Origin of the sequence: Haematobacter sp., from assembly GCF_032102465.1 — a bacterium.
Taxonomy (GTDB): Bacteria; Pseudomonadota; Alphaproteobacteria; order Rhodobacterales; family Rhodobacteraceae; genus Haematobacter.
In genome coordinates this window covers 1-22,705 of record NZ_DAMDHB010000046.1, presented here as the reverse complement: position 1 = coordinate 22,705, position 22,705 = coordinate 1, and the positions used below count along the sequence as shown (strand labels likewise).

The window sequence follows — 22,705 nt, the reverse complement described above, 5'->3', positions numbered from 1 at the left end:
GGGAACCGTTGAAACCAGATTCGACGGTTGGGGTGGGGGTGTCCACATCATCAAATCAGCCGGGCTTTGCCATCAAGGCCCGCGGGTGCGCGGGCTGCCCGACCGGAGCGCCCGTGGGCTTGTCGTCGCCAGAAGGCCGCGACGGTCGCGGTCCAAGCCGAAGGATGCATCCCATGTATGCCCAGGACACATTCGAGCCCGATCACAGCATTTCCCCGACCGGCCATATCATCGAGGACATGCAGCTCTATGGCTATCGTCCCACTGAGGGCGAGGCAGATCCCCGGCCCACCCCCGAAGACCAGGCCATCCAGACCGCGGTCTCCGACATCTTCGACGCCCTCATCTCCACCATGGCCGATACCAGCCTCGATTTCGACCTCGACGAGATCCTCTGGTCAACCGTCAACACTTTTCACCGCGCTGCCGAGCGGATCGAGCGCAAGCTGGATGACAACGAGCAGGCGCAGAAACGCCTCCAGCGGGAACAGGATGGCAGCGAGGTCAAATCCGTTCAGCTCGAGAGCCTGATCGGCATCGGCGGCAATCTGATTGAGCGCCGTGAGAGTCTGGAACTCTTCCGCGAAACCGCCGCCGACATCTTCCTGCGCGTGACCGGCACCCATTGGGCGCCGCGTTCGGGCTCACGCGCCAACCATCGCCATCTGACCGCTGCGATGATCGACAGCCGCGATTTCCTCGCTGCCAAAAAGATCGCGAAGACCGAGATGCTGGTGCCGCCGGGGCCGAAGGTTGCCTTCTCGGGCGGGGATACCACCGATCACCGCACGATCTGGGACCGTCTTGATCAGATCCACGCCAAACACCCGGACATGGTGCTCATGCATGGTGGCAGCCCGAAGGGGGCCGAGCGCATTGCCGCCACCTGGGCCAGCAACCGCAAGGTGCCGCAGGTCGCCTTCAAGCCGGACTGGACCAAACATGCCAAAGCCGCGCCGTTCAAGCGCAATGACCAGATGCTCGACTGCCTGCCGATCGGCGTCATCATCTTCCCCGGCACCGGCATCCAGGAGAACCTCGCCGACAAGGCCCGCAAGATGGGCATCCCGGTTTACCGCATGGCGAAAGGTGGCGCGTGAAGCGCCACCCCATACGGGTTCCGGAGGCTCAGAGCTGCGGCCGGGTGTTTTGCAGCAAAGCGAACCCGTATAGGAAAGGCATGAACGTACTCCCTGACGGCAGGCTCAAGATGACGATTGCACTTTGGCATAGCGATGAAGACCTTGATCACCTCGATGCGGTGCTTTCGGCACTGCCCGAAGACAACGATCCGATGATCCTCGCCGAATTCGATGGCTTTTGTGCGGGTCTCATCACCTGTCCGGAAATGATTTCGCCCTCGGTCTGGCTTGCCAAGGTCTGGGGGACTGGCGGCCCGCCGGAGTTCGACAGCGCCGAAGAGCTTCAGGCGGCTCTCGATCTCATCATGGCGCATTACAACCGCGTTGCCGGAATGCTGATGATCCCGGGGGAGTATTTCCCTGTCCTCGACGAGGATCAGCGCAACGGGGACATCATCTGGGAGTTCTGGATGATGGGTTTCGTCGCGGCGATGCGACTGCGGCCTGACGCCTGGGATCTGATTGAGGACAGCAAGGACCGGCGGGCGAAGAAGGCGCTGGATCTCGCAGGCAAACTCTCGAGTATCTCGACCGGGTTCGCCGAAGGGAAAGGCTGGAAGGCTACGAAATTGTCGCGCGAGGCCCATGATCTGATCCCCGATATGGTCGAGGATCTGAACGCCTTCGCCAAGGCGCATACGGCGAAATCCATGCCCGGTCTGCCGCTGGCCGCCAATCTGACTGCTGCGCCCTCAGCTGCATCGAAGCCCGGTCGCAATGATGCGTGCAGCTGCGGTTCAGGGCGCAAGTACAAGAAATGCTGCGGCGCTGTTCACTGATCTCAGCCTTGCGGGAACAGGATCGCGTCAACGTCCATCGCGCCGTTCACGACATGAAGCACTGTCACCTGATCCCCGCGGATCTGGTAGAAGATCAGGTAGCGGCCATGAACGCGGCGCCGGATGCTTTGCGTCTCATAGCGTGGGACAATCGGCCAGGCCTCGGGGAACTCGGCGAGTTCCATGCAGCTTCGGCCGAGTTCACGCACGAAGCTGATAGCGCGTACGGGATTGTCGCGTGCGATGTAGTCGCCGATGGCTTCCAGATCCGCTTCGGCCTTAGCGGTGATCTCGACGATCATTTCGCGGGTTTGCCCATCGCCTGATACTTGGCCTCAAGCCGCGCGAAGACGTCGCCGGCCGGTTTGACCCGCCCGGAATCAGCATCTGCAAGCCCCCTGGCCAGGGCCTGGTCCAGGACAGCAAGGCGGGCTTCTCGCTCCTGGATCAGGCGGATGCCTTCGCGCAGGACCTCGCTCTTGGAATTGTAGCGGCCGGTTTCGACCAGCTTTGTCACAAAGCTCTCCAGCTGTGTTCCCAGATCGGCACTGATCATCGCGGCCTCCGCTATTGCTGGTTTCACAATGCCACGCTTGATAACTGTTATCAATCCTTGCGGCGTTCATGGCGCGGCCTTCCTGCTTTTCGCCGGGTTGGCTGTCGGTCGGATTTTCCCGTCGTCATGAGCGCACAGGGCTCAGTCTTTCCCTCTTTCCGGCCTCTTTGATCGTTGGGTTCTGCGGACCAGTGGCACGCTCTGATCTCGCTTCCGGCCCTGTCCCTCTTCCCGGTCGAGCACTCGGGCGGCAGGTGCCGATCCGGTGGCCCGCCCAGTTTCCGGTCTGATGCGGTGCGGTGCCCGTGGCCCGCAGGTCGGCGGGGAGGGGCGCAAGCCCGCCTGTTTACAGCTGGGGTGACCATCGCCGGTGGTTGCCTTTGGCGCCTTCCTGCCGGTTCCTTCAGGATCGCCGCTGTCTCCTGTCTCTCTGGGGTGACGGGACCGCTCGCATGCGTCCTCTGTGATGGGCTGATCTGGCCGAAGAACAGCGCGGAAGCCGCGCTTCGACGTCTCGGCGCAACAGCGTCGTTGAACTTTCTTCCCCTGCCGGCGGTGCCGTCATTCCTCGCGGAAGACAAGAAAGCCCTGCCTGTGCTGTCAGGGTCCCGGACGGGACTGCGCTGGCCGTCGTCCCCGGCCTGTCGATCGCCATCGAGGCCGCAATGGAGCGGGCCCGAACACGAGAGAATGGAGACAGACAATGGCGACCATCGGCACCTTCAAGAAGACCGGCAACGAATACACCGGCGAAATCGTCACCCTGAGCGTTCAGGCCAAGGGCGTGCGCATCGTCCCGGACCTGCGGGCCACGGGCGAGAATGCGCCCTCGCACCGGATCCTGGTGGGCCGCGCGGAGATCGGTGCCGCCTGGTCGAAGCGCTCGAACGAGGGCCGGGACTATCTGGGCCTGAAGCTGGACGATCCGAGCTTCTCGCACCCGATCTACGCCAACCTCTTCGACGACGAGGACGGCGAGGGCTCGAGCCTGATCTGGTCGCGCCCGAACAGCCGCCGGGGGGAGTAATCCCCCCAACCAGGGCCCCGGTCGAAAGGCCGGGGCCTTTCATCTTGCCGGCGAGCAATGGCCCTCAGCGCAACTCTTCTGTCACGAAGCTGCGCTCGGCCTTGCCGAACCAAGCCGTCTGCGTCTCGCCTGTGTTCCATTCATAAACCAGGCCAATGACCCTGCCATCGTCCTTGTGGCGCAGCCGGGCGATTGGCCGGGCCTCGATGCGGTTGGTGCGGCATGAGCCGCCGCGATGGTCACTGGTCTGCACGTTCATAATACTTGTCTCGACTGTCACAGAACTTCGCTGGCTGGCGATCGGAACCCTTTTCGCAAGGTCGCTTCACGGTTGATTTGCGCGCGCTTTCATCACAACCTGACATAACGGTGGGGGAGCGGCCATGCCGTTACCCTTTTTGGTATCGCTGTTTGAGGACTGCACATTTTCTCGTGCGGGAGGGGTAATGGTTTGGACTATTGTTCCAGAAATGGCCCATTTGGATGCCCGGCTGCGGGCAATTGCACCGATGGGCTATTCACTCGTCATCCATGTGCGCAGTTTGACGCCAGAGCATTATGTCTCCACCTATCCGGAGCGTTGGGTCGAGATTTACACTGAGCGGCAATATGCGATGTTTGATCCGGTCAATCTCTGGGCCAGGACGCATTCAGGTCGCATCAGATGGAGTGAAGTGCCGGTCGAAAAGCTCTCGCCTGCTGGCACTCTGATAATGGATCACGCGCGCGAGTATGGCCTCAACTATGGTTGCGGCGTTTCTCGCAGTCGCATTGAAGAATATGGCACGCTCAGCTGCCTGTTTTGCGCCCGCGAGGATCGGGAACTGACCGACGGTGAGCTGGACGAGGTTGAGGGCATATTCAAACAGCTGCTCGCCTCTATCGAGGCGGCAAGACCGCTTTCAGAGATGGAGCGTGCTATCCTTTCTGATCTGGCGAACGGTTTGCCCTATAAGGAAGTCGCGCATCGACAGGGCGTCAGTACCGAGACCATAAAGATGCGCCTGGAGCGGATAAGGAACCTGCTCGGGGCGCGGAACTCGGTACAGGCAGTGGCAATCGCTACCAAGCGCGGTCTGATCCTGAACCAGCCAGCGTCAGGGCCTGAATAGCCCCTGCCAGCGTGGGTCAGCGGACATCGTCGGAGTCGTCACTGAGCGATGCGAGGAGAGCATCGATTTCCGCCCAGACCAGCGGCTCCAGCTGACCCCGCACCAATGACCAGCGGCTGTCGACCCCGAGCGGATCCTGATCGGCAAGCAGCCGATCAAAGATGGCGGCTGGCACGGCGACGCTGGTCCTGACGGTCCAGCTTGCCTGACTTGTCCGCCCGTCACTGGATGGGAGGACATATGTCGATGAGAGTCCCCACCTCTTCACGGCCTTCCGCAGGGCGGCCCGGATCACCTGTCGGGGGGCAATGCCGCAGGCAACCAGCCCTTGTTCCTGGTGCTTCAACGCGTTCACGCGCACGTCGACTTGGATCGAGGCATTGGAGTCATCTCTTGAGGCTTGATCCTCCGATGCGATGCTGGCGCTCGGCTGCGCCGGCGCACGGGCCTCGGCCGCGCTGGCTGGTTCGTCTCTGTCTCGCGTCTGTGCCGGGTTCGTCGTGTTTTGTTGGGACAGACTGAACGAATAGGCCTGATCCGGCCGTGTCACGAGGGGGATGCGTTTGCGGACCATGTCACTCTCAGCCGCTGATGATGGTGTTCAAGATGTCGGTGGCTTCTTCCAGCGCCTCGACGAGCGGGCGGGCATGGGGCTTCATCAGTGGGTTGGGGTCATTCTGCCGCGCAAGAGCGATGGCGTGAAGCAGACCAAGCCGATCCATCTCCTTGAAGGCGTTTCGGTGCATCATAACCGTTTCGACGACCGGGAAACAGTTGACCGCCTGTGCGATCAGTTCCGCATCGGCCTTGGTCGGTTTCGCGGGCACCATGTTCAGAACCACATGATGCTGGGGTAGGGCGCTCGGGTCGTCCACACGGGTCCGCAGATGGGCGAACCAGTCTGCGGTCTGGATGCCGACCTTGAAGTCGGTCGTCGAGAGCATCACCGGGGTCACGATGTGATCAGCCAGCACCGCGACGCTGTCCGACCAGTCCGCGCCGACACCAGCGGTGTCGATGAAGATCAGATCGGCCAGATCCTCGTCGTAGATCCGCTCGATCTCCTGCTCGATGGCGGCGATGCTGAGCGCCCTGATGCGGGTCAGCAGGGGTGATCCGTAGCCGGCACCTTCGGCCCTTTCATACCAGGCCCCGAGCGCATCGGTTCCGTCTGTGTCCATCAGCGTGACCCGCCGACCTGCGGCGATAGCGGCGCTGATCAGCGCGCGGCTCAGCGTGGTTTTGCCCGACCCGCCTTTGCGGGCCATGGCGGCGATTACGCGCAAGGAGTCATTCGGCATGGCGCACCTGCAATAATAGTTACTCGCAAACATTAACGCCGTTTTGTCGTAAGGTGCTGACTCGGATGCGTCAAGCGGGACGCAAGGCGCAGATCGCAGGAAGCGGCACGCATTGCGCAGCTCCCAAAGGACGTGGCGCAGGCAACGTGATGCAGGTCCCATTCCCCTTCCGGCACTTTCCACTCCGCAGAATGCAGGACGCAAAGAGCGTGATGCAGACGACAGAAGCCATGCTCCAGATCGCAGAGAGCGTGGCGCATTTCGCATTGGGCGGGATGCAAATCGCAGGGGGCGTGATGCAGTCCGCAGACAACGTGAAACCGCCCCTTCGGGACGGTTTTTCATAATGAGTACAAGCCCATAGTTCCGACTCCGCTTGTGCTGGGAGTCGGCGGGCTTGTACGATCTTGGCAAGAAATAGGAGCGTTAACTTCAAAATGTCCCCGGCCCGCCGAATGACCGAAGAGGAGCGTCTGATGATCGCCAAAGAGCGGTCTGAAGGCGTGTCCGCAGCCGATCTGGCGCAGCAGTTCGGGGTCAGCCTGAAGGCGATCTACAATGCGGTTCACCATGCCCAAGGGCGGCGAGCCTCGAACGGCAGTCGGCCACAGGTGGTCGGATTGAGGCTCAGCGCGGCTGAGCTGTGCCGGTTTGACGCGGCGCTCTCGGTGCGCGGTATCGGGCATCGTTCCGATGCTCTGCGCGCTCTGGTTCTCTCATCCATTGATCTGCTCGCGCCTGATCAGCACATGGCGGAGGAACTGCGCAGCCTTGGCGCGGCAATGAACCGGGTGGGCAACAACATCAATCAGATCGCCCGTCGCCTGAACGAGGGGCGCGTCAGGGCAGAGCAGGCGGTCCTGACAGCACAGGAGAAGGCCGAGATCCGGGCCTTGGCTGGACTGGTTTTCACCATCGCGGATCAGGTCCAGGAGATGAGCCGCAACCGGCGGGCTGCCCTCAAGCTGGAGGTGGACAAGGCGCTGGCGCCCCTGATCCGGGAGGCTCGTGATGGCCCGCGCTGATGCCGTAAGGGCGGTCAACCCGGCGCTCTTTGACCGTGGCTGGAGCAAGGTCTCTGGCTCTGCCTCTGGTGGCATTGGTCGGCGGGCGCAGATGGTGCGCGCCGCACGCGGGCATGCCCCGGCGATCTTCAAACCGATCCGGCAGGGCGGATGCCATACGGGCGCGCAGCTGCGTTCCCAGCTTACCTATCTGACCACCAAATCTAGTTTCATTCTCGATTCCCGTGGCACCCATGACGGCAAGAAGGTGCTTTCGCCCGCTGAGATCGAGCGTGTGGCGCGGCGCTTCGAGAACCAGTGGAACGAACGCCACAGTCCGAAGCTTGGTCACACCTCGCATCTTCTGATGGCTTTTCCGGTCGGCACCCGCACATCAGAGGTTCGCGAGATCACACGTGAGATCTGTGAGCGGTTCTTCGAAGGCGACGGGGCGCAGTTCGATTACATTGCGGCAATCCATGAAGACCGCGCCCATCCCCATGCGCATATCGTGCTGAACCGCCGCAGCAAGGACGGTGAGATGTTCTTCCTCGGGAAGGATCATCACTTCAATTACGATGTTTTCCGCGAAGCGATGGTCGAGGCGGCCGAGCGTCACGGATTGCGTCTCGAGGCCACGCGGAGGCTGGACCGGGGTGTGCTCACCCGTGCGGCCAGCGACGTCGAAATCCGCAAGGCGGAACAGGAGGGCAGGGCACCAGTGGAGCGCCTGCGGACCGGGGCTGACCTTGACCACGCCATTGCCGAGGTGGCGCGCAATGCCGCGATCTATCGGGGCCTCGCCGCCGAGGCCTCGCGTTCGAACTTCCACGATGTTGCGGAAGCCCTGTCCCGGGCCGGGGATGTGCTTGCCCGGGGTAATCGTATACAGTCAGACGGAGTGTTGTATATGACTGATGAAGTTCATGATTTCGACCAACTGATTGATCGGTTCTCGCAGAACATCCGCCAGATCGAAGGACTGATCGAGCGCGCTTCTGCGACCGAACGCCCGGTGATCGAGCGCAAACTGACTGATGTGCTGCGTGAGGTCTCGCATCTGCAACCCCTCGGAGAGCGCTCCGACACATTGCATGAACCCGCATCCCGGGACGGGATCTATGCCGCGCCAAACCTGGTGGAGGCCCACCGGGATCAGCTTGATCATCCAGACCTTAAAGCTCGCGTTGCTGAGGCCATGCGGGGAACCGGCATCGACAGCGACGCTGTCATTGCCCGAATGCGCGAGGGGGCGGGCAACGCCGCGCTGGAACAGCAATGGCTGGCGCAGGATCTTCGGGCCATCGCGAAGGAAGAGCAGCTTGATCTGCGTGACACGGCGCAGCGCGATCAGGCGATGGACCGTCTTGAGGCGGTTCATGGCAAGCTGGGCGATGTGCTGACTGAGGCCCGTGTCCTGCGCGCCGTTGAGGAGGTGGAGAGGGAAGGGCCGGAAAGGGAAGAGGGGGCGCGGCGGTCGGAGATTTCCGCTCATCGCGTTTCGGCTGACAACGTGGCGGCCCGCAGCGAGCCGGACATCTTCGACCCGGCCGAGCGTCAGGAGTTCCGCGCCTTGGTCAGCCAGTTCACGCGGACGGATTTCAGCTATCCCTACTCCGATGATCCGCGCGCCCGGCGCGATGGCGAAAAGCAGGTGGCTGAGGCGAAAGAGGCCTTCGATCGCTTTGCTGAGCGCTCGCCGCAGCATGCCGAACTGGCAACCATGGCCTGGGAAAAGGCCACCGATGTCATGCAGTCACCGGCGACCGGCGTTCGGGCCGCACATCGAACCCTCCATGCCGGAGATATGGACCTCGCGCAGCGTGATCCATCGATCCGGCTCGGTCCGATCACTGAGGAAGTTCGCGAGATGGCGCGCTTCCGGGCCGAAACCCCACAGGACCAGATCCGCGATGCCGTCAGCCGGGAAATCAACCAACTGCATGCCGAAGGCGCATCCCGCGCCCAAATCAGCGAGAAGATCGCCGAGGTTGAGGACAGCGCCCGCCAGGCTCATGCGGAACGCCGCTCTCTCGACGTGACAGCGCCCCAACTGGCCTCCGCCTTGCGACAGGCCGCCGACGGCAAGGTCGATCTGGCCTCTGACACGGCGCAGCAACGCTTTGTCGAACAGGTCAATGATCGCCTGACGCCGGCCGAAATCAATGATCTGCACCGCGGTGATGCTAAGGTGCTGGACCGGATCACCCCCAATGCGCTCGAACAGCTGCAGCTGGCGCGGGCCTATCTCGAGGCCAAGGAGGTTCATGCCAATGATCCGGCGATGGACCGGGTGCTCGAGCGGATCGTGGAAGAGCGCCACGGCGAGGATCTGAGGCATTCCCTCTCCCATGGCGAGAAGGGGATCACCCATGGATAAGGGCCGTATGCTTCTTGGCGCCGTGGTTCTGACCCTGCTCGGGTTTGCCATCGGCTATGTGCTGGCGACGATCTATTTTTCTGTCCAGTATGCCTATTCGACGCGCAGCTTCGATCTCACCCTGCTGGCGCGGAACTGGCTTGGGCTGAGAACATCGGCTCCGCAGGATTTCCTCTGGGTGAATGGCATCATCCTCGGGACCGGCCTCGCGGCCCTCCTCCTGACCGCAACCATGCTGGGCGATGCGCTGACCAGCTTCGGCACCACCCATTGGCAGAGCCGGGCCGAGATGAAGCGAAACGGCTTCTTTGCCGGGCCGGGCGCGGGTTTCTTGCTTGGCAAAATGGGCTCCCCGAAGTCGAAAAAGCCTTTCATCGTCTCGCGCACCTTTCCGCATGCCCTGGTCGTGGCCCCGACTGGTCGCGGCAAGGGCGTGGGCTTCGTGATCCCGAACCTTCTGACCTATCGCGGCTCGGCCGTGGTCCTTGACGTCAAGGGCGAGAATTTCCGCGAGACCTCACGCTTCAGGGCGTCCACCGGGGACAAAGTATTCCGCTTTGCGCCAACGGACTGGGAGCGGCCAACGCATCGCTACAATCCGCTGGCCCGGATCGCCGCCCTGAAAAACCCCGACCGCCAGCAGATGGAGCTGAAGCTGACCGCCAAACTGTTTCTGCAGACCGACAACGAGAAGCTCAGTGGCCTGCTCGCCGGCGGGATCGACCTCTTCGTTGCGGCCGGGCTGTTGGCCTTCGAGCGCGGCAACCCGACCATCGGCGAGATCTACCGCATCACCGCCTCGGGCGGGAACAAGCAGTTGGAGTTCATGAAGCGGGCAGAGGAGGTGAAGAACCCCTCGGCAAAGCTGATCTTCGAGCGCATGGCCTCGACCAACAATGACACGCTGACCTCCTACCTCTCTCTTCTGATGACCTCCGGGCTCGATACCTGGGACAATCGGGCGATCGATGCGGCCACGGCGACCTCGGATTTTTCCTTCCGGGACATCCGCCGGCAGCCGCATGCGATCTATCTGGTGGTGGAATCCGAGATGGTCCGGCCGCTGGCCCCCCTGATCCGGCTGTTCTTCTCGGATCTGATTGCCTCGCTGCAGGCCGCGGAGCCGGGGAAGGACGAACCCTGGCCGGTGATGATCATGCTCGATGAGTTCGACCGGCTGGGGAAGATGCCGATCGTGGCCGAGAGCATCAAGACGCTGCGCTCTTATGGCGGCAACCTCGCCATCGTCACCCAGACTATTCCGGCGCTGGACGAGATCTATGGCGAGAATACCCGCCGCTCCCTGCAAGGCGGCGCCGGGGTGAAACTCTATCTGACCCCATCTGACCAGAAGACCATCGAAGAGCTGAGCCAGGCTGTTGGCAAGACGACAAAGCGGGTGGTCACTCGGTCCCGCTCGGTGGGTCGCAACCCTTTCGAGGGGCGCAGCGTGACCGAGCGGACCGAAGAAACACCGCTCCTCAACGAGGACGAGGCACGCCGGCTAAACCTAGACGAGGTGATCCTGGTGATCGATGCCCAGATGCCGATCCGGGCGTGGCGCATCAAATACTATGAGGATCCGGCACTGAAGGTGATCCACGCAGGGCAGTCGGGGAGCCATCCCTATCCCGATGCCGAGAAGCGGCAGTACGAGGCGCGTCTGAAGGAGACCGAGGAAACCGTCGAACGTTTGTCGCGGGCGTTGAGCGCGGTTGCTGGGGCTCCGGGGAAGAAGGCCCGAAAACGCGCGTCCGCGCCGGTGCCCGCTGCACCGCGACTGCGCGCGCCCTTGCGCCGCGAGACCGCTTCCACTCCGCCCGAGCCGATCCGGATCGATCTCACGGCGCTCGGGACGGTTCGAGAGGGGCGACAGGCCGTGGAAGCCGCCGTGCTGAAAACGGCAGGAATCCTCGCGCAACATGCGCCCGGGGCATGACAGGCCGCGGGCTATGTGTACCGCTCCGCCCCGAAGCATCATAGGTCACCCCGGAAGCTGGCGTTGCTCCAGCGTCTCGTCGTCGCCGTCAGAGTTCATGGCATCGGCGATCAGATGATCGACCGTCTCGTTGAAATAGCGGGTGAGTTCCCGGTGCAGCGTCCGGAACTCTTCGGCGACCAACCGCTCGAACTCGGCTTGCCGCACCCGGACCATGACGGTGGTGCGGCGCTGCCTCGGATAACGGTAGGGCTTGACCCCGTGTTTGCGGCACAGCGCCACGAAAATCCGCACCGACCAGATGTCGGGGAGGGTATACTGCAACTCGGTTTCCGGCTCGCTGGCAGAGGCTGACGCCAGTTTCGCCTGCAGGCGGTCCCGCGCGGCGCCTGCTGCGGCACGCTCACCTGCCGTCGCGCCGCGCGCGAACAGGGCTTCCAGCTTGGCGAGTTTCTCTCGGATGTCACCGTTTGCGGCCATGGGCGGCTCCTTCCACTTACCGGTCATCAACGCCAGACCCGGTGTAGCGTCAAGGCATGCAAGCTGCTCAGGCAGAATGCCTTTATCCGCTGGAGAGGCTGTGGCAGTCTCCGTGCGTGGCCGGGGAGAACAGGTTGGCGCGCAAACCATCACATCCATGGGCGTTTCGGGCTGGTATGCGCGCAGGGGCCTTCAGCTGGCACGGGACAGCGAAAGCCGTTGAGCGCCTGAAGGCGGCCAGTTCAGAGATCCGGGCCTTGAACCGCAGCGATCCGGTGGCCGCCGCCGAGGGAGTTATCGTCCTGGCCGAGAGAATTTGGCCGGCCTTTGAACATATCGATACCTCCTCCGGCGCACTTGGCACTGCGGTGCGCCGGACACTGGGGGATCTCGTGCCGGTGCTGATTGCCGCGCCAGCGCATGAGGGCGTGCGGGCGCAGTGGCTGGAGCGCATTCGCACGGCCATTGCCGAGGATGGCGTGGATTACCTCGCGCCACTGGCGGATGGGTTCGGCGAGATTTCGGTGTATCCCGCCCTGATCAACGATCATGCCGACCGGGATCTTGCCATGGTTTTCGCTGCATGGGCAGATCACGCGCGTTTCATTCACATCCCCACCGCAACATTGACCCTCTCCTGCCTTCTCGAGGCAGGGCGGTATGACGAGTTGCTTGCCCTGATGGAGGTCAAGAGGAGCCGCCTCTGGTTCGACGAGAAATTCGCGGCCGAGGCGCTCATACGCCAGGGGCGGGAGGACGAGGCCCTCGCCCGCGCCGCGGCGCTGATGGAGGATGATCGCCAGAACTGGGGTCGCCAGGAGATTGCCCGCTTTTGCGAGGCGCTGCTGATCCGGCGCGGGCAGCCTGACGAAGCCTATCGGCGCTTTGGCCTGCCGACGGCGATGGGCAACACCTGGCTGGCGATGTGGCGGGATCTGGTGAAGCGCTATCCGGACACCGACCCGCGCGGCATTCTCGAGGATCTGATCGCGTTGCATGGCCGCAAGGGGAAGTGGTTCGCCGCGGCCAAGACCGCCGGTTACTTGGACATTGCGCTGGACTGCGCGCAGGACAGTGAGGCGGCCCCGGCGACCCTCACGCGCGCGGCGCGGGATTTTGCCGTGAAGGAGCCAGCCTTTGCGACGAGCGTTGCACTTTGCGCCATCCGGCATCTGATTGCGGGTCGAGGCTATGATGCCGGTCCGCATGACATTGACGAGGCGACAGAACATCTGATCGCAGCAAGCCGACGGGTCGGTTCGATGGATCTCGTACACGAGGAACTGAGGAGAATTGTTGAAGGCGGGCGGAACGCGGACCCGCTTGCGATGCGGCTCAGGGAGAGGATCGTGTTGCTGGAGGGCAAGGCCGACGGCGAAGCTGGATAGCCATGAGCGCAAACTCGGCCCTTACCTGCCGGTCGACGCTCGCCATTGCTGCACTGCGGCGATCCCGACAGCGGCCGTTCGTGCGCAATGCAGCGACTTAAGCCTTGCAATGCACCTTGCGGGCGGAAACTTCGCATTGACGTCGCAGTTCGACGACGTCGGGTGGGCTCATAATCTTCCGCATCCTCTGAAAATGCGACCATAGGTGTTTCCAGATCAGTCTTTGGGTAGCTCACCCATGAAGCTGTGGTACATAGTACTTAGTCACACCAGATCTGGGGGCTTTAAGAACTTGTCTTACTATCGATTTAAGTTAGCGGGCTGGTTTATTACGGCTGCGGATCGGCTCACTCGGAAACCGGAGGAGGCAGGCGCGGGAACGCGATACGTCGACCTCGCCCCGACGGATCAGGCCGACCCGGCGGGCGTGTACTCAGCCGCGTTGACCAAGGCGACCAACAACCCCCGTGTGATGAACATTGCCCTCACCGGACCCTACGGATCAGGCAAAAGCAGCATCATCAAGTCTTTCTTGAAGGGGTATAAGCGACCAGTTTTGCAGATATCCTTGGCAGCGTTTCTGCCTGAAGCTCCACCCGAAGCCGGGTCCTTCAACGGCAAGGTGAGCAGGCAGGAGATCGAGCGAAGCATCCTGCAACAAATGCTCTACGGTGCCGATTCGAAGCGGCTTCCGCTTTCGAGGTTTAAGCGGATACAGTCGCCCGGCCGTTGGTCGATGCTGGCCTCTCTCTTCATGATTATCGGCGTCATCGCCTGTTGGCATCTATTCCAGAAGCGAGATGCGATCATGACGGGTGCCTACTTCCGTCCGTTCGACATGACCAATTGGTTCAATCTACTTGCCTTCGTGATTGGTGGTGGGTTCATCTGGCAGGTCATCCATAATCTGTATATCGCAAGTTTCGGTATATCGCTGAAAAGCGTATCTCTGAAGGATATTGAGATCACACCTAAGGCGACGACAGAGGAATCTATCCTTAATCGTAAGCGGCGTCTGAACCCCACGTTGCGTGGCTGACGCGCTGCTGCGAAGTCCTTTTCATCGGCTGATGGGGAGTGCGTTTCGCAATGTGTGCCAAGAATTCGTTTCTCACCTCCCTGGGCGTGGAGATTTATGCCTCTGGTCATCGGCGGTGGCCGGATGAGGTGAAGGCTCGGGTGGTCGCCGATACACTGCAGCCGGGGGCCACGGTAAACGCAGTGGCGGATCACTATGGAGTGCAGCCGAACCAGGTATCGGCGTGGCGGCGGCTGGCCAAGCAGGGCAAGCTGGTGCTGCCAGCCATCTTGGCCGAAGAGCCGGTCTTTGCCTCGCTGGTGGTTTGCGATACACCGCCTGCTGTCCATTCCTACGACGGGCGCGCTGCAGACGAGGGGATCAGGATCATTATCGGGGAGGTGAGGCTTGAGCTGGCCGCGGACACGCCCGCCGTTCGGCTGGCCGAGATTGTCCGTGCTCTTGGAGCCGCGCCGTGCTGATGCCGTCGCAGGGCATGCGGATCCTGGTGGCGACCAAGCCGGTGGACTTCAGGAAGGGGCACGACGGATTGGCAGCCTTGGCGCAGTCGATGCTGGCGGAAGACCCCTTCACCGGCACGATCTTTGTGTTCCGCTCGAAGCGCGCCGATCACGTTTCATAATGCATCTCCTCCTTCAGAATCCGGGTAGGGTCATGGACCTGTCTGCAATCTTATCAAGCGCTTGCCTTGGCCTGCGCGCGGCTATTTCCTGCAAGCCTATCCGAACCGCCTCGGTTTCGAGCGCGGCCAGCGGTATTTTCCATGGGGCGGAATACAGGATCTGTGTCGCGGGGAGGATCTGCGCGCGGATCAGTTTGTGGACAGATGCCACGCAGACGCCGAGCCGCTTGGCGGCAGCATCGACGCTCACGGTCTTCTCCTCCTCGGCCTCGGGATCATAGGGTGGGATCGCGAGCCTGTCGCGCAATTCAGCCACGCGGACGGTCGTCCATGTCTCGTCATCCTCAGTGCGGCAGCGCATCCGGTTGAGGGTCACGGCAAGTTCCCTGTCTGGCCAGTGCCCGCCAAGTTTGCGCAAGATGTCGGCAGCAGTGCGCTTTGGCCCCGGCGGGAAGCGACCGGTTCGGCGCCGGGCCAGCCTGACCTCGGTGTGGCGCCCGCCGATCCAGTGAATGAGTAGAACGAAGGCGTTCTCCGCCTGATCGATGTCGATCACCACTTCCTCGATCAGCAGGCGCACCAGTCGCTGCCGCGCGCGGGCATCGGTCCCGGCGGCATTCCATGCCGAGGGCAGGTCGGTGGCGAGCCGCAAGAGGACATCAGGATCGACCCCGGGCCTCGCGATGAGTTCTGCGCCCAAAGCGGCAAGCTTTTGCTCGACCGAGGCCACCCGCTCCAGGGCTGCGTTCCACCGCGCCTCCAGCGTGCGCGCAACATGCCGTTTGGCGGGATCGACATGCTCATATCGCCGCTCGGCCAGTTCCGCGGCGTATCGTGCCTCATCAAGCTCCTTCTCGACAGCAAGCCGCACCACCTCCTGTGCCCGGGTGGCCTGCTGTCCCGCCAATAGGGCAGCCTGCACGGCGCGGCCGGAGACCGCTTCGAGCAGTTGGCCGGTCACTGCCGCATCGATGCCGCCCCCGCCCGCACCGATGCAGAGCCCAGCCCCGACATGGCTGTCATCGCCCCGACATTGGTAACGATGGGACAGGTCGGTCCCGGTCTTGTAAAAGACCCGCATCATCCGGCCGCACCTTGCGCAACGCGCCATGCCGCTCAGCAGCGCCTGTCCGCCGCGCCCGGATTTGCGGGCCGTTCGCTTTTGCATATGCGCGTTCTCCCCCAGCAGGACGCGGTTCTCCTCATAGGCCTGCCAGTCGATGTATCCTTCGTGATTGCTCTTGATCAGCACGCCCCACTCCTCGATCGCCCGGTGATGGCCGCTGGTCTTGCGCGCCTCGCCCTCGACCACCGCCATCCGATTACCGGTCCGGCCGAAGGCATAGGCACCAGCGTAGACCGGATTATGCAGCACCTGCATCACACTGTGATAGGCAGGCTTGCGCCAAGCGATCTTGCGCAGGGCACCGTTGCGCAGGACCACTGGCAGATGGACATCGGCCGCGCGCAGCCACAGGAACACCTGGCGACCGCTGCCAAGCTCGCGGAACTTGGCGAAGATCAGGTGGATGGCCTGCCGGACCCGCTCATCAGGATCCATCTCAATCCTGTCGTCCTCGCTCCAGCAGAACCCAGGCGGCAAGGTAAAGCGGAGTTCTCCCCGCTTCGCCTTCGCATCGCGGGCCGCCAGCCCACGTTGCCGCAGAAGACTGAGTTCGTATTCCGACATGGTGCCCTTCAGCCCCAGCAGCAGTCGATCATTCATTTGACGCGGATCGTAGACCCCCTCCGGGTCAACGACCAAGGCCCCCGTCAAGGCGCAGAGGTCAATCAGATGATGCCAGTCCCGGCCATTACGGGAAAGCCGCGAGGCTTCGATGCAATAGACCGCCCCCACCGTCCCGGCACAGACTTCCGCGACCAGACGCTGGAAGCCCGGGCGGGCAATCAGACCAGAGCCGGAGCGTCCCAGATCCTCATCGATGACCCGGACCTCGGCGAAGCCGGTGTCGCGGGCGGCTTCGGCCAGCTGGTATTGCCGCTTCTGGCTTTCGAGATTCCCGAGCACCTGAGCCATCGTCGACTGGCGAACGTAGACGAGTGCGCTGCGGGCAAGGTGCTCAGCGGTGATCTTTGCGTGCATCATGACCTGCGCCCTCCGCAATCTTGCCCGCCGCCATCAGCAGCAGGTCTGCCAATGCCTCCAGGATCGCCGGTGTCGCGGGCGCGGCCGGGGGGCGGTTCGGGCTGTCGTTCAGGTCCAGGCAGAGCTGACTCGGCGTCGCTTGCTTTTGTTGCGAGAGGGGTCGGGGTCGGCAGGGCATGCGTATCCTCCTCGGGAATCGATCCCCCACAGGATGACGCAAGCTGGCCGTGACGCATTAGATCGAGTGTCTGTGCAAGCGACCGCAAGGCTTCGAGAGCAACAACCGGCGGGCCGCTTTCCATGCGTGCGCAATAGGCGGCATCGCACATCCAGGGGGGCAAAGTCCGGAAGAACCCCTGCCGTTCCTCGACCAGCACAGAGTCCGATCCGTGCCTGCGTCCCCCATCGCGCGCGCGTAAAACCCGCCCGTAAAGAGGGTGCCAAGGATATTCGATCCGCAAATCACGCAGTTGGTATGTGGAATGAAAGCCGATCGGCCGACAGGCTGAAGATCCTGTTCTGGGACGGCAGCGGGCTGGTGATGGCTTACAAGCGCCTTGAGGCCGACAGCTTCACCTGGCCGGCCATCCGGGACGGGGCCATGACCTTGAGCCGAACGCAGTTCGAGGCGCTTTTTGCCGGCCTCGACTGGCGGCGGGTCCGACCTCTGGAAACCCCAAAGCCAGCCGTTTCAGAATGACCTGAATGCAATAAAAGCGTTCAACTACAGTCGGATCAGGGTATGATGACTTCATGTCCGCCGCTCCGTCCATCGACCTGTCCGCCATCCCCGAAAGCCAGCGCGCCGCTGTTCTTGCCGTGCTGAGGGAACGGGACGCGCTGCAGGAAACCAACCGGCGGCTGGAGCATCTGATCGCCGAGCTGAACCAGGTCTTGCATGGCAAACGCTCCGAGAAGCTGAACGACGACGAGCGTCAGCTGGCTTTCGAGGATCTGGAAACCGCGTTGGCCGAGGCCGAGACCCGGCAGGATGCGGAGACTGCGCCCCGCACGCCCCCGCGCCGGGCCGCCCGCCGCAATCGCGGGCATCTTCCGGAAAGCCTGCCCCGCGTAGAACGCGTGATCGAGCCGAGCAGTCTGCTCTGTCCGTGTGGCTGTGGTGAGATGCACCGCATCGGCGAAGACCGGACCGAGCGGCTGGATATCGTGCCCGCGCAACTGCGGGTCATCGTGACCGTGCGCCCAAAATATGCGTGCCGCAGGTGTGCAGAGGGCGTGACCCAGGCACCGGCACCCGCACACCTGATCGATGGCGGCCTACCCACTGAGGGCGCCTTGGCGCATGTGCTGGTCAGCAAATACGCGGACCATCTGCCGTTGTATCGTCAGAGCCAAATCCTTGCCCGCGCGGGCATCGAGCTTCACCGCAGCACGCTGGCTGATTGGGTCGGCACCGCCGCCTTCCACCTCGGTCCCGTGGTCGATCGGCTGACAGAGCACCTGAAGACGTCGAGCAAGCTGTTCATGGACGAAACCACGGCACCCGTGCTCGATCCTGGCCGAGGCCGGACGAAGACGGGCTACCTCTGGGCCCTGGCGCGCGATGACCGCTCATGGGGCGGGGGCGATCCGCCCGGTGTGGTCTTCACCTATGCGCCCGACCGCGCGGGCGAAAACGCAGAGCGCATCCTCCATGGCTTTGACGGCACCCTGCAGCTGGATGGCTATACCGGCTACAACCGTCTGACGCGTCCGTCCCGGACAGGCGGCGCACCGATCACCGTCGCTTATTGCTGGGCGCATGTCCGGCGAAAACTGAAGGAGATCTTTGATCGCGACGGCTCCAAGATCGCGGCCGAGGGCCTGTGCCGGATAGCCGAGCTTTACCGGATCGAGGCCGAGATCCGTGGCATGGACCCGGGCCAGCGGCTGTCGGCCCGCCAAGCGCGCAGTGCGCCGCTGATCGCCGCATTCGGGGAATGGCTGCAGCTGCAGTGTCGGCGCATATCGATGAGGTCGCGCCTCGGGGAGAAGCTGGCCTATATCCATCGTCACTGGGGCGGGTTGCAGACCTTCTTGCGCGACGGCCGGGTCGAGATCGACTCCAACAACGTCGAGAACCTGATCCGGCCGATCGCGCTGACGCGAAAGAATGCGCTCTTCGCAGGCCATGACGAGGGTGGCCGATCCTGGGCGCGCATCGCATCCCTGATCGCCACCGCAAAGGTCAACGGCGTCGAACCCTTCGCCTACCTCAAGGCAACCCTGGAAGCGGTGGCAGCCAGCCATCCTCAGGCAAAGATCGACGACCTGCTGCCCTGGAACTTCAACCCGTCAAGCTGAAACCAGGTGAGGCGGCGCCGCCGCTTACTGATCGTCGAGGTTCTGGCCCGCAACGGCCTGGTCTTTGCCTTCCTGTTCGTGGGCGGCGTCATGTGGCTGTCCTATCAGCTGTCCGACCGGCTGACGGCTGGTCGGCTGCACGGATCGGCAGTGGCCATCATCATCGGTCTGATCCTGGCCTGGATCGGCGGCATGATGACCGGGGGCAGCCGCGGGCTGGCGGATGTGCCGCTGTTCACCGGGATCGGGCTGATGGGGGGCGCGATGCTGCGCGACCTGGCCATCGTCTCGACCGCTTACGGCGTCGACATGCGCGAGATCCGCAAGGCCGGCGCGGCGGGGGTCAGCGCGCTGGCCTTGGGGATCGTGGTGTCCTTCGCGGTGGGCGCGGCGATCGCGGCGGCCTTCGGCTATACCGATGCGGTCAGCATGGCGACGATCGGCGGGGGTGCGGCGACCTATATCGTGGGTCCGGTGACCGGCACCGCCTTGGGCGCCAGTTCCGAGGTCATCGCCCTGTCGGTCGCTGCGGGGCTGCTGAAGGCGGTGCTGGTGATGATCGGCACGCCGCTGGTCGCGCCGCTGATCGGGCTGAACAACCCGAAATCGGCCATGGCCTATGGCGGGCTGATGGGCACGACCAGCGGCGTGGCCGGGGGGCTGGCCGCGACCGACAAGCGGCTGGTGCCCTATGGCGCGATGACGGCGACCTTCTTCACCGGGCTGGGCTGTCTGATGGGGCCGTCGGTCCTCTATCTGGCGCTGCTGGCCGTGACGGGCTGACCGTCTCGACCGCCAGCACCACGAGGCCCAGCCCCGCGGCCAAGGCCCACAGATGCCACAGGATGGGCGCGATCTCGGGCAGGGTCGCGCCCATCTGCATGACCCGCACCAGCCCGTCGATGGCCGCCGTCGACGGGATCAGCTGCGCCAGCGCGTTGAGATGGGCCGGGATCGCCTCGACCGGCCAAGCGAAGCCCGACAGGAAGAAGAACGGCATCCCGAGCGCCAGCAGCACGACCTGCACGACCTCGCCCCGCCGGAACAGCGCCGCGACCAGCTGCGCCAGAAACCCGGCCGCCAGCAGGAAGGGCAGGCCCAGCATCATCAGCGCCCCCGGCCCGCCCAGGATCGGCAGGCCATAGAGCACCGGCAGCACGATCAGATAGACCGGCAGCAGCCCCGCCCAGATGGCCAGCCACGCCCCCGCCCGGCCCAGCAGCCGCCAGACCGGATGGCCGGGCAGCGGCCCGCGCCGGGTCGCAGCCAAGGCCAGCCCCATCATCATCGTCTGCTGCAGGATCAGCACGAAGGCCGCGGGCAGCACATAGGTCGCGTAGCCCGCCGCGGGGTTGAACAGCGGCACCTCGATCTGGTTCGCGGGGCTGACCTGGGCGGTGGCCACGGCGCGGGGCGTGCCTTGGGCGATCAGGCGCCCGGCCTCGACCTCGGCGCCCATCTGGCGCAGGGGGACGGCGGCGCCCTGCATCACGCGCTGATACATCAGGAAATAGCTGGCATCGGCATAAAGCGCGACGGGGCTCTGATCGCCGCGCAGCAGGGCGCGTTCGAACCCGTCGGGGATCAGCATGACGCCATAGGCGCGGCGTTCATGGACCAGCCGCGTGGCCTCGGCCATGTCGGGGGCGAGATGGGTCAGGGCAACGGCCTCCGACGCGTCCACGCGCCGCGCCAGATCGGCCGAAGCGGTCGATCCGTCCTGATCGACCAGCACCACCGGCACATCGCGCAGAAGCTCGGCCCGATAGGGCAGCGGATAGATCAGCGCATAGATGACCAGCGCCAGCAGGACGATCATGCGCACCTGCCGGTCGCCCAGCACGGCGGCCAGCTCGGCGCGGAAGGCGGTGGCCAGCGCGGTCATGACGCGACCTCCTGCCGGGCCAGGCGCGACAGCTGCGCCAGGATCAGCGTGGCCAGCACGCCCGCGATCACCGCCAGCCACAGGACCGACATGGCGGAGATGTCCAAGGGCGTCGCGCGCAGCGACTGGTCGATGCGCAGCTGCACATACCAGGTGCCGGGAATGGCCGCGCCCCAGGCCTGGGCCAGGGTCGACATCGCCTCGCGCGGGAAACCCAGCCCCATGAATCCGAAGGCCGGCGCGGTGATGATGGCGATCAGGCTGGCCGCCCGGCCCATGTCACGCGACAGCACGAAGGCCAGCGCGCCGATCATCTGCGACGCCAGCACGAACAGCACCGCGCCAAGCGCCATCAGCCACAGCGACCCGCGCAAGGGCACCGCCAGCCAGCCATAGAGCGCCACGTCCGACAGGCCCAGGAGCAGCAGGAAGACGACCGTATAGGGCAGGATCTTGCCCAGCATCGCGGGCAGGATGCCGCCCGCCATCCGCATCAGCACGCGCGGATGCCGCCCCGGGCCGAAATCCAGCGAGACCGCATAGGCGGTCGCGGCGGCGGCGATGATCTGCAGGACCGTGGGGATCAGCGCGGCCAGCAGGAAATGCACATAATCAAAGGCCGGGTTGAACAGCGCATGGGCCTGCATCGGGATGGGCTGCAGCGCGACCATGGCCTGCACGGGCGCCTCTCCCTGACCCTGGCGCACCGACAGGCGCAGGCCCGCCAGCGCCGTGTCGATGGCATTGCGGGCGCCGCGGGCGACCAGCGATCCGGCGCTCATGTGCTGGTTGTCGTAGAAGGTGACGATCTCGGGGCGCGCGCCCCGGGTGATGTCGCGTTCCAGGTTCTGGGGCATCAGCACCGCGCCGCGCACCGCGCCGGACACGATCAGCGCGCGTGCCTCGGACAGATCGGACGCGCGATGGGTCACGGTCAGCTCGGGCGCCGCGTCCAGCATCCGCGTGACGGCCCGCGACAGATCCGAACGGTCCAGGTCGATCACCGCCACCGCCATGCCCGTGGGAATGCCTGCGCGAAAGATGCCGCCCAGGACCAGCAACATGATCAGCGGCAGCACGATCACCAGCCCCGCCAGCGCCGGGCGGCGCGGCAGCAGGCGGATCTCGCGCGCCATGACGGCCAGCATGGCCCTAGCGGTCCAGCTGGATCAGCGCGGACATGCCGGGGCGCAGGCCCTCCAGCGGCGCGACGGGGCGGGCCCGCAGCTCAAAGCTGCGCAGGTCGAAATCGCCCGTCGCGCGGGTGGCGCGCCAGCTGGCGAACTGGCCCTGCACGTTGATCAGGGTGATCTCGGCCTCGGCCTCACGGTCCAGGGCGGGGATGCGGATCGTCAGCCGGTCGCCCATCTCCAGCCCCGCCAGCAGATCCTCGCGCAGGTTGAAGGTGAACCAGGCCTGGTCCAGATCGACGATGGTGAACAGCGGCGCGCCCGGGCCGACATTCTCGCCCAGCTCGATCGTGCGGCCAGAGATCTCGCCCGACATGGGCGCGAAGATCCGCAATTCGTCCAGATCGGCCTGGCGTTGGGCCAGCGCGGCCTCGGCCTGGGCGACCTGGGCCGCGGCGACCTCGCGTTCCTCGGGCGAGGCCCCGGCCCGGGCCAGGTCCAGCTGCGCCT

25 protein-coding genes are annotated in these 22,705 nt (G+C 64.1%); 14 read left to right on the top strand and 11 right to left on the bottom strand.

Annotated elements, in window-relative coordinates; all coding sequences use genetic code 11:
• Positions 1 to 173 precede the first annotated feature (173 nt).
• Together RT513_RS18660 and RT513_RS18655 are read left to right on the top strand one after the other, a co-directional pair.
• Positions 174 to 1,100 (top strand): DUF2493 domain-containing protein, encoded by a 927-nt coding sequence (locus RT513_RS18660; RefSeq protein ID WP_035714950.1) that lies wholly within the window; start codon positions 174 to 176, stop codon positions 1,098 to 1,100.
• The gene (locus RT513_RS18655) at positions 1,097 to 1,921 is read left to right on the top strand and encodes a UPF0149 family protein (protein WP_290686348.1); all 825 of its coding nucleotides are present in this window, start codon (positions 1,097 to 1,099) and stop codon (positions 1,919 to 1,921) included. Before RT513_RS18660 ends, RT513_RS18655 begins: the two co-directional genes overlap by 4 nt.
• A gap of 2 nt (positions 1,922 to 1,923) precedes the next feature.
• On the opposite strand, the gene RT513_RS18650 is transcribed toward RT513_RS18655, so the two are convergent.
• The gene (locus tag RT513_RS18650; RefSeq protein ID WP_290686351.1) at positions 1,924 to 2,223 is read right to left on the bottom strand and encodes a type II toxin-antitoxin system RelE/ParE family toxin; all 300 of its coding nucleotides are present in this window, start codon (positions 2,221 to 2,223) and stop codon (positions 1,924 to 1,926) included.
• Positions 2,220 to 2,477: a type II toxin-antitoxin system ParD family antitoxin gene (locus RT513_RS18645; RefSeq protein ID WP_290686354.1), complete on the bottom strand. Its 258-nt coding sequence runs from the start codon at positions 2,475 to 2,477 to the stop codon at positions 2,220 to 2,222. Before RT513_RS18645 ends, RT513_RS18650 begins: the two co-directional genes overlap by 4 nt.
• Before the next feature lie 703 nt (positions 2,478 to 3,180).
• Here RT513_RS18645 and RT513_RS18640 point away from each other — a divergent pair.
• Positions 3,181 to 3,504 (top strand): DUF736 domain-containing protein, encoded by a 324-nt coding sequence (locus tag RT513_RS18640; protein ID WP_313534242.1) that lies wholly within the window; start codon positions 3,181 to 3,183, stop codon positions 3,502 to 3,504.
• 64 nt (positions 3,505 to 3,568) lie between these two features.
• On the opposite strand, the gene RT513_RS18635 is transcribed toward RT513_RS18640, so the two are convergent.
• A complete protein-coding gene (locus tag RT513_RS18635) occupies positions 3,569 to 3,763 on the bottom strand; it encodes a hypothetical protein (protein WP_226937104.1) in 195 nt (64 codons plus the stop codon).
• A gap of 124 nt (positions 3,764 to 3,887) precedes the next feature.
• Between RT513_RS18635 and RT513_RS18630 the strand changes: the two genes are divergently transcribed.
• A complete protein-coding gene (locus tag RT513_RS18630; RefSeq protein WP_290686362.1) occupies positions 3,888 to 4,616 on the top strand; it encodes a LuxR family transcriptional regulator in 729 nt (242 codons plus the stop codon).
• 16 nt (positions 4,617 to 4,632) lie between these two features.
• Here RT513_RS18630 and RT513_RS18625 read toward each other — a convergent pair whose 3' ends face one another.
• Both RT513_RS18625 and RT513_RS18620 read right to left on the bottom strand, forming a co-directional pair.
• Complete coding sequence (locus tag RT513_RS18625) at positions 4,633 to 5,190, bottom strand: hypothetical protein (protein ID WP_290686365.1); 558 nt, start codon at positions 5,188 to 5,190, stop codon at positions 4,633 to 4,635.
• Between the two features lie 7 nt (positions 5,191 to 5,197).
• Positions 5,198 to 5,917, bottom strand: a complete 720-nt coding sequence (locus RT513_RS18620) for a DNA-binding protein (protein ID WP_035714927.1) — start codon at positions 5,915 to 5,917, stop codon at positions 5,198 to 5,200.
• 476 nt (positions 5,918 to 6,393) lie between these two features.
• On the opposite strand from RT513_RS18620, the gene mobC reads away from it, so the two are divergent.
• Genes mobC through RT513_RS18605 form a run of 3 tightly spaced genes read left to right on the top strand, consistent with a single transcriptional unit; the run spans position 6,394 to position 11,240 of the window.
• Positions 6,394 to 6,942, top strand: a complete 549-nt coding sequence (mobC, locus tag RT513_RS18615) for a plasmid mobilization relaxosome protein MobC (protein ID WP_244901207.1) — start codon at positions 6,394 to 6,396, stop codon at positions 6,940 to 6,942.
• The gene (locus RT513_RS18610) at positions 6,929 to 9,301 is read left to right on the top strand and encodes a relaxase/mobilization nuclease domain-containing protein (protein WP_035714923.1); all 2,373 of its coding nucleotides are present in this window, start codon (positions 6,929 to 6,931) and stop codon (positions 9,299 to 9,301) included. Before mobC ends, RT513_RS18610 begins: the two co-directional genes overlap by 14 nt.
• Positions 9,294 to 11,240: a type IV secretory system conjugative DNA transfer family protein gene (locus RT513_RS18605; protein ID WP_035714921.1), complete on the top strand. Its 1,947-nt coding sequence runs from the start codon at positions 9,294 to 9,296 to the stop codon at positions 11,238 to 11,240. Before RT513_RS18610 ends, RT513_RS18605 begins: the two co-directional genes overlap by 8 nt.
• 45 nt (positions 11,241 to 11,285) lie before the next feature.
• Here the strand turns inward: RT513_RS18605 and RT513_RS18600 are convergent, their stop codons facing one another.
• Positions 11,286 to 11,720 (bottom strand): hypothetical protein, encoded by a 435-nt coding sequence (locus RT513_RS18600; protein ID WP_035714918.1) that lies wholly within the window; start codon positions 11,718 to 11,720, stop codon positions 11,286 to 11,288.
• Positions 11,721 to 11,977: 257 nt separating this feature from the next.
• Between RT513_RS18600 and RT513_RS18595 the strand changes: the two genes are divergently transcribed.
• The 4 genes from RT513_RS18595 (at position 11,978) to tnpB (RT513_RS18580) (ending at position 14,769) form a co-directional block, all read left to right on the top strand.
• The gene (locus RT513_RS18595; RefSeq protein WP_244901206.1) at positions 11,978 to 13,108 is read left to right on the top strand and encodes a hypothetical protein; all 1,131 of its coding nucleotides are present in this window, start codon (positions 11,978 to 11,980) and stop codon (positions 13,106 to 13,108) included.
• 238 nt (positions 13,109 to 13,346) lie between these two features.
• Positions 13,347 to 14,147: a hypothetical protein gene (locus tag RT513_RS18590; protein ID WP_035714913.1), complete on the top strand. Its 801-nt coding sequence runs from the start codon at positions 13,347 to 13,349 to the stop codon at positions 14,145 to 14,147.
• Between the two features lie 50 nt (positions 14,148 to 14,197).
• Complete coding sequence (gene tnpA, locus RT513_RS18585; protein WP_035714911.1) at positions 14,198 to 14,608, top strand: IS66-like element accessory protein TnpA; 411 nt, start codon at positions 14,198 to 14,200, stop codon at positions 14,606 to 14,608.
• Complete coding sequence (tnpB, locus tag RT513_RS18580; protein WP_140418254.1) at positions 14,608 to 14,769, top strand: IS66 family insertion sequence element accessory protein TnpB; 162 nt, start codon at positions 14,608 to 14,610, stop codon at positions 14,767 to 14,769. The genes tnpA and tnpB (RT513_RS18580) overlap by 1 nt, the downstream gene beginning before the upstream one ends.
• A gap of 13 nt (positions 14,770 to 14,782) precedes the next feature.
• Here tnpB (RT513_RS18580) and RT513_RS18575 read toward each other — a convergent pair whose 3' ends face one another.
• Both RT513_RS18575 and RT513_RS18570 read right to left on the bottom strand, forming a co-directional pair.
• Entirely contained in the window at positions 14,783 to 16,873 is a 2,091-nt protein-coding gene (locus RT513_RS18575) for a recombinase family protein (protein WP_035714956.1), read from the bottom strand.
• The gene (locus RT513_RS18570) at positions 16,851 to 17,054 is read right to left on the bottom strand and encodes a hypothetical protein (RefSeq protein ID WP_035714909.1); all 204 of its coding nucleotides are present in this window, start codon (positions 17,052 to 17,054) and stop codon (positions 16,851 to 16,853) included. The genes RT513_RS18575 and RT513_RS18570 overlap by 23 nt, the downstream gene beginning before the upstream one ends.
• A gap of 297 nt (positions 17,055 to 17,351) precedes the next feature.
• Here RT513_RS18570 and tnpB (RT513_RS18565) point away from each other — a divergent pair, with 297 nt between their 5' ends.
• The 3 genes from tnpB (RT513_RS18565) to madM are packed head-to-tail and all read left to right on the top strand — an operon-like array spanning position 17,352 to position 19,963.
• Complete coding sequence (tnpB, locus tag RT513_RS18565) at positions 17,352 to 17,576, top strand: IS66 family insertion sequence element accessory protein TnpB (RefSeq protein ID WP_169743206.1); 225 nt, start codon at positions 17,352 to 17,354, stop codon at positions 17,574 to 17,576.
• A 53-nt stretch (positions 17,577 to 17,629) separates the two neighbouring features.
• On the top strand, positions 17,630 to 19,180 hold the full coding sequence (tnpC, locus tag RT513_RS18560) for an IS66 family transposase (protein ID WP_035714907.1): 1,551 nt from the start codon (positions 17,630 to 17,632) through the stop codon (positions 19,178 to 19,180).
• A gap of 6 nt (positions 19,181 to 19,186) precedes the next feature.
• Positions 19,187 to 19,963: a malonate transporter subunit MadM gene (gene madM, locus RT513_RS18555; RefSeq protein WP_226341282.1), complete on the top strand. Its 777-nt coding sequence runs from the start codon at positions 19,187 to 19,189 to the stop codon at positions 19,961 to 19,963.
• On the opposite strand, the gene RT513_RS18550 is transcribed toward madM, so the two are convergent.
• The 3 genes from RT513_RS18550 to RT513_RS18540 form a co-directional block, all read right to left on the bottom strand.
• Complete coding sequence (locus RT513_RS18550) at positions 19,896 to 21,065, bottom strand: ABC transporter permease (protein ID WP_035714904.1); 1,170 nt, start codon at positions 21,063 to 21,065, stop codon at positions 19,896 to 19,898. The two genes, madM and RT513_RS18550, sit on opposite strands and share 68 nt — an antisense overlap.
• Complete coding sequence (locus tag RT513_RS18545) at positions 21,062 to 22,213, bottom strand: ABC transporter permease (protein ID WP_035714902.1); 1,152 nt, start codon at positions 22,211 to 22,213, stop codon at positions 21,062 to 21,064. The genes RT513_RS18550 and RT513_RS18545 overlap by 4 nt, the downstream gene beginning before the upstream one ends.
• Positions 22,214 to 22,217: 4 nt before the next feature.
• Positions 22,218 to 22,705, bottom strand: a 488-nt coding sequence (locus RT513_RS18540; RefSeq protein ID WP_143412960.1) for an HlyD family secretion protein, incomplete at its 5' end; no start/stop codon positions are given.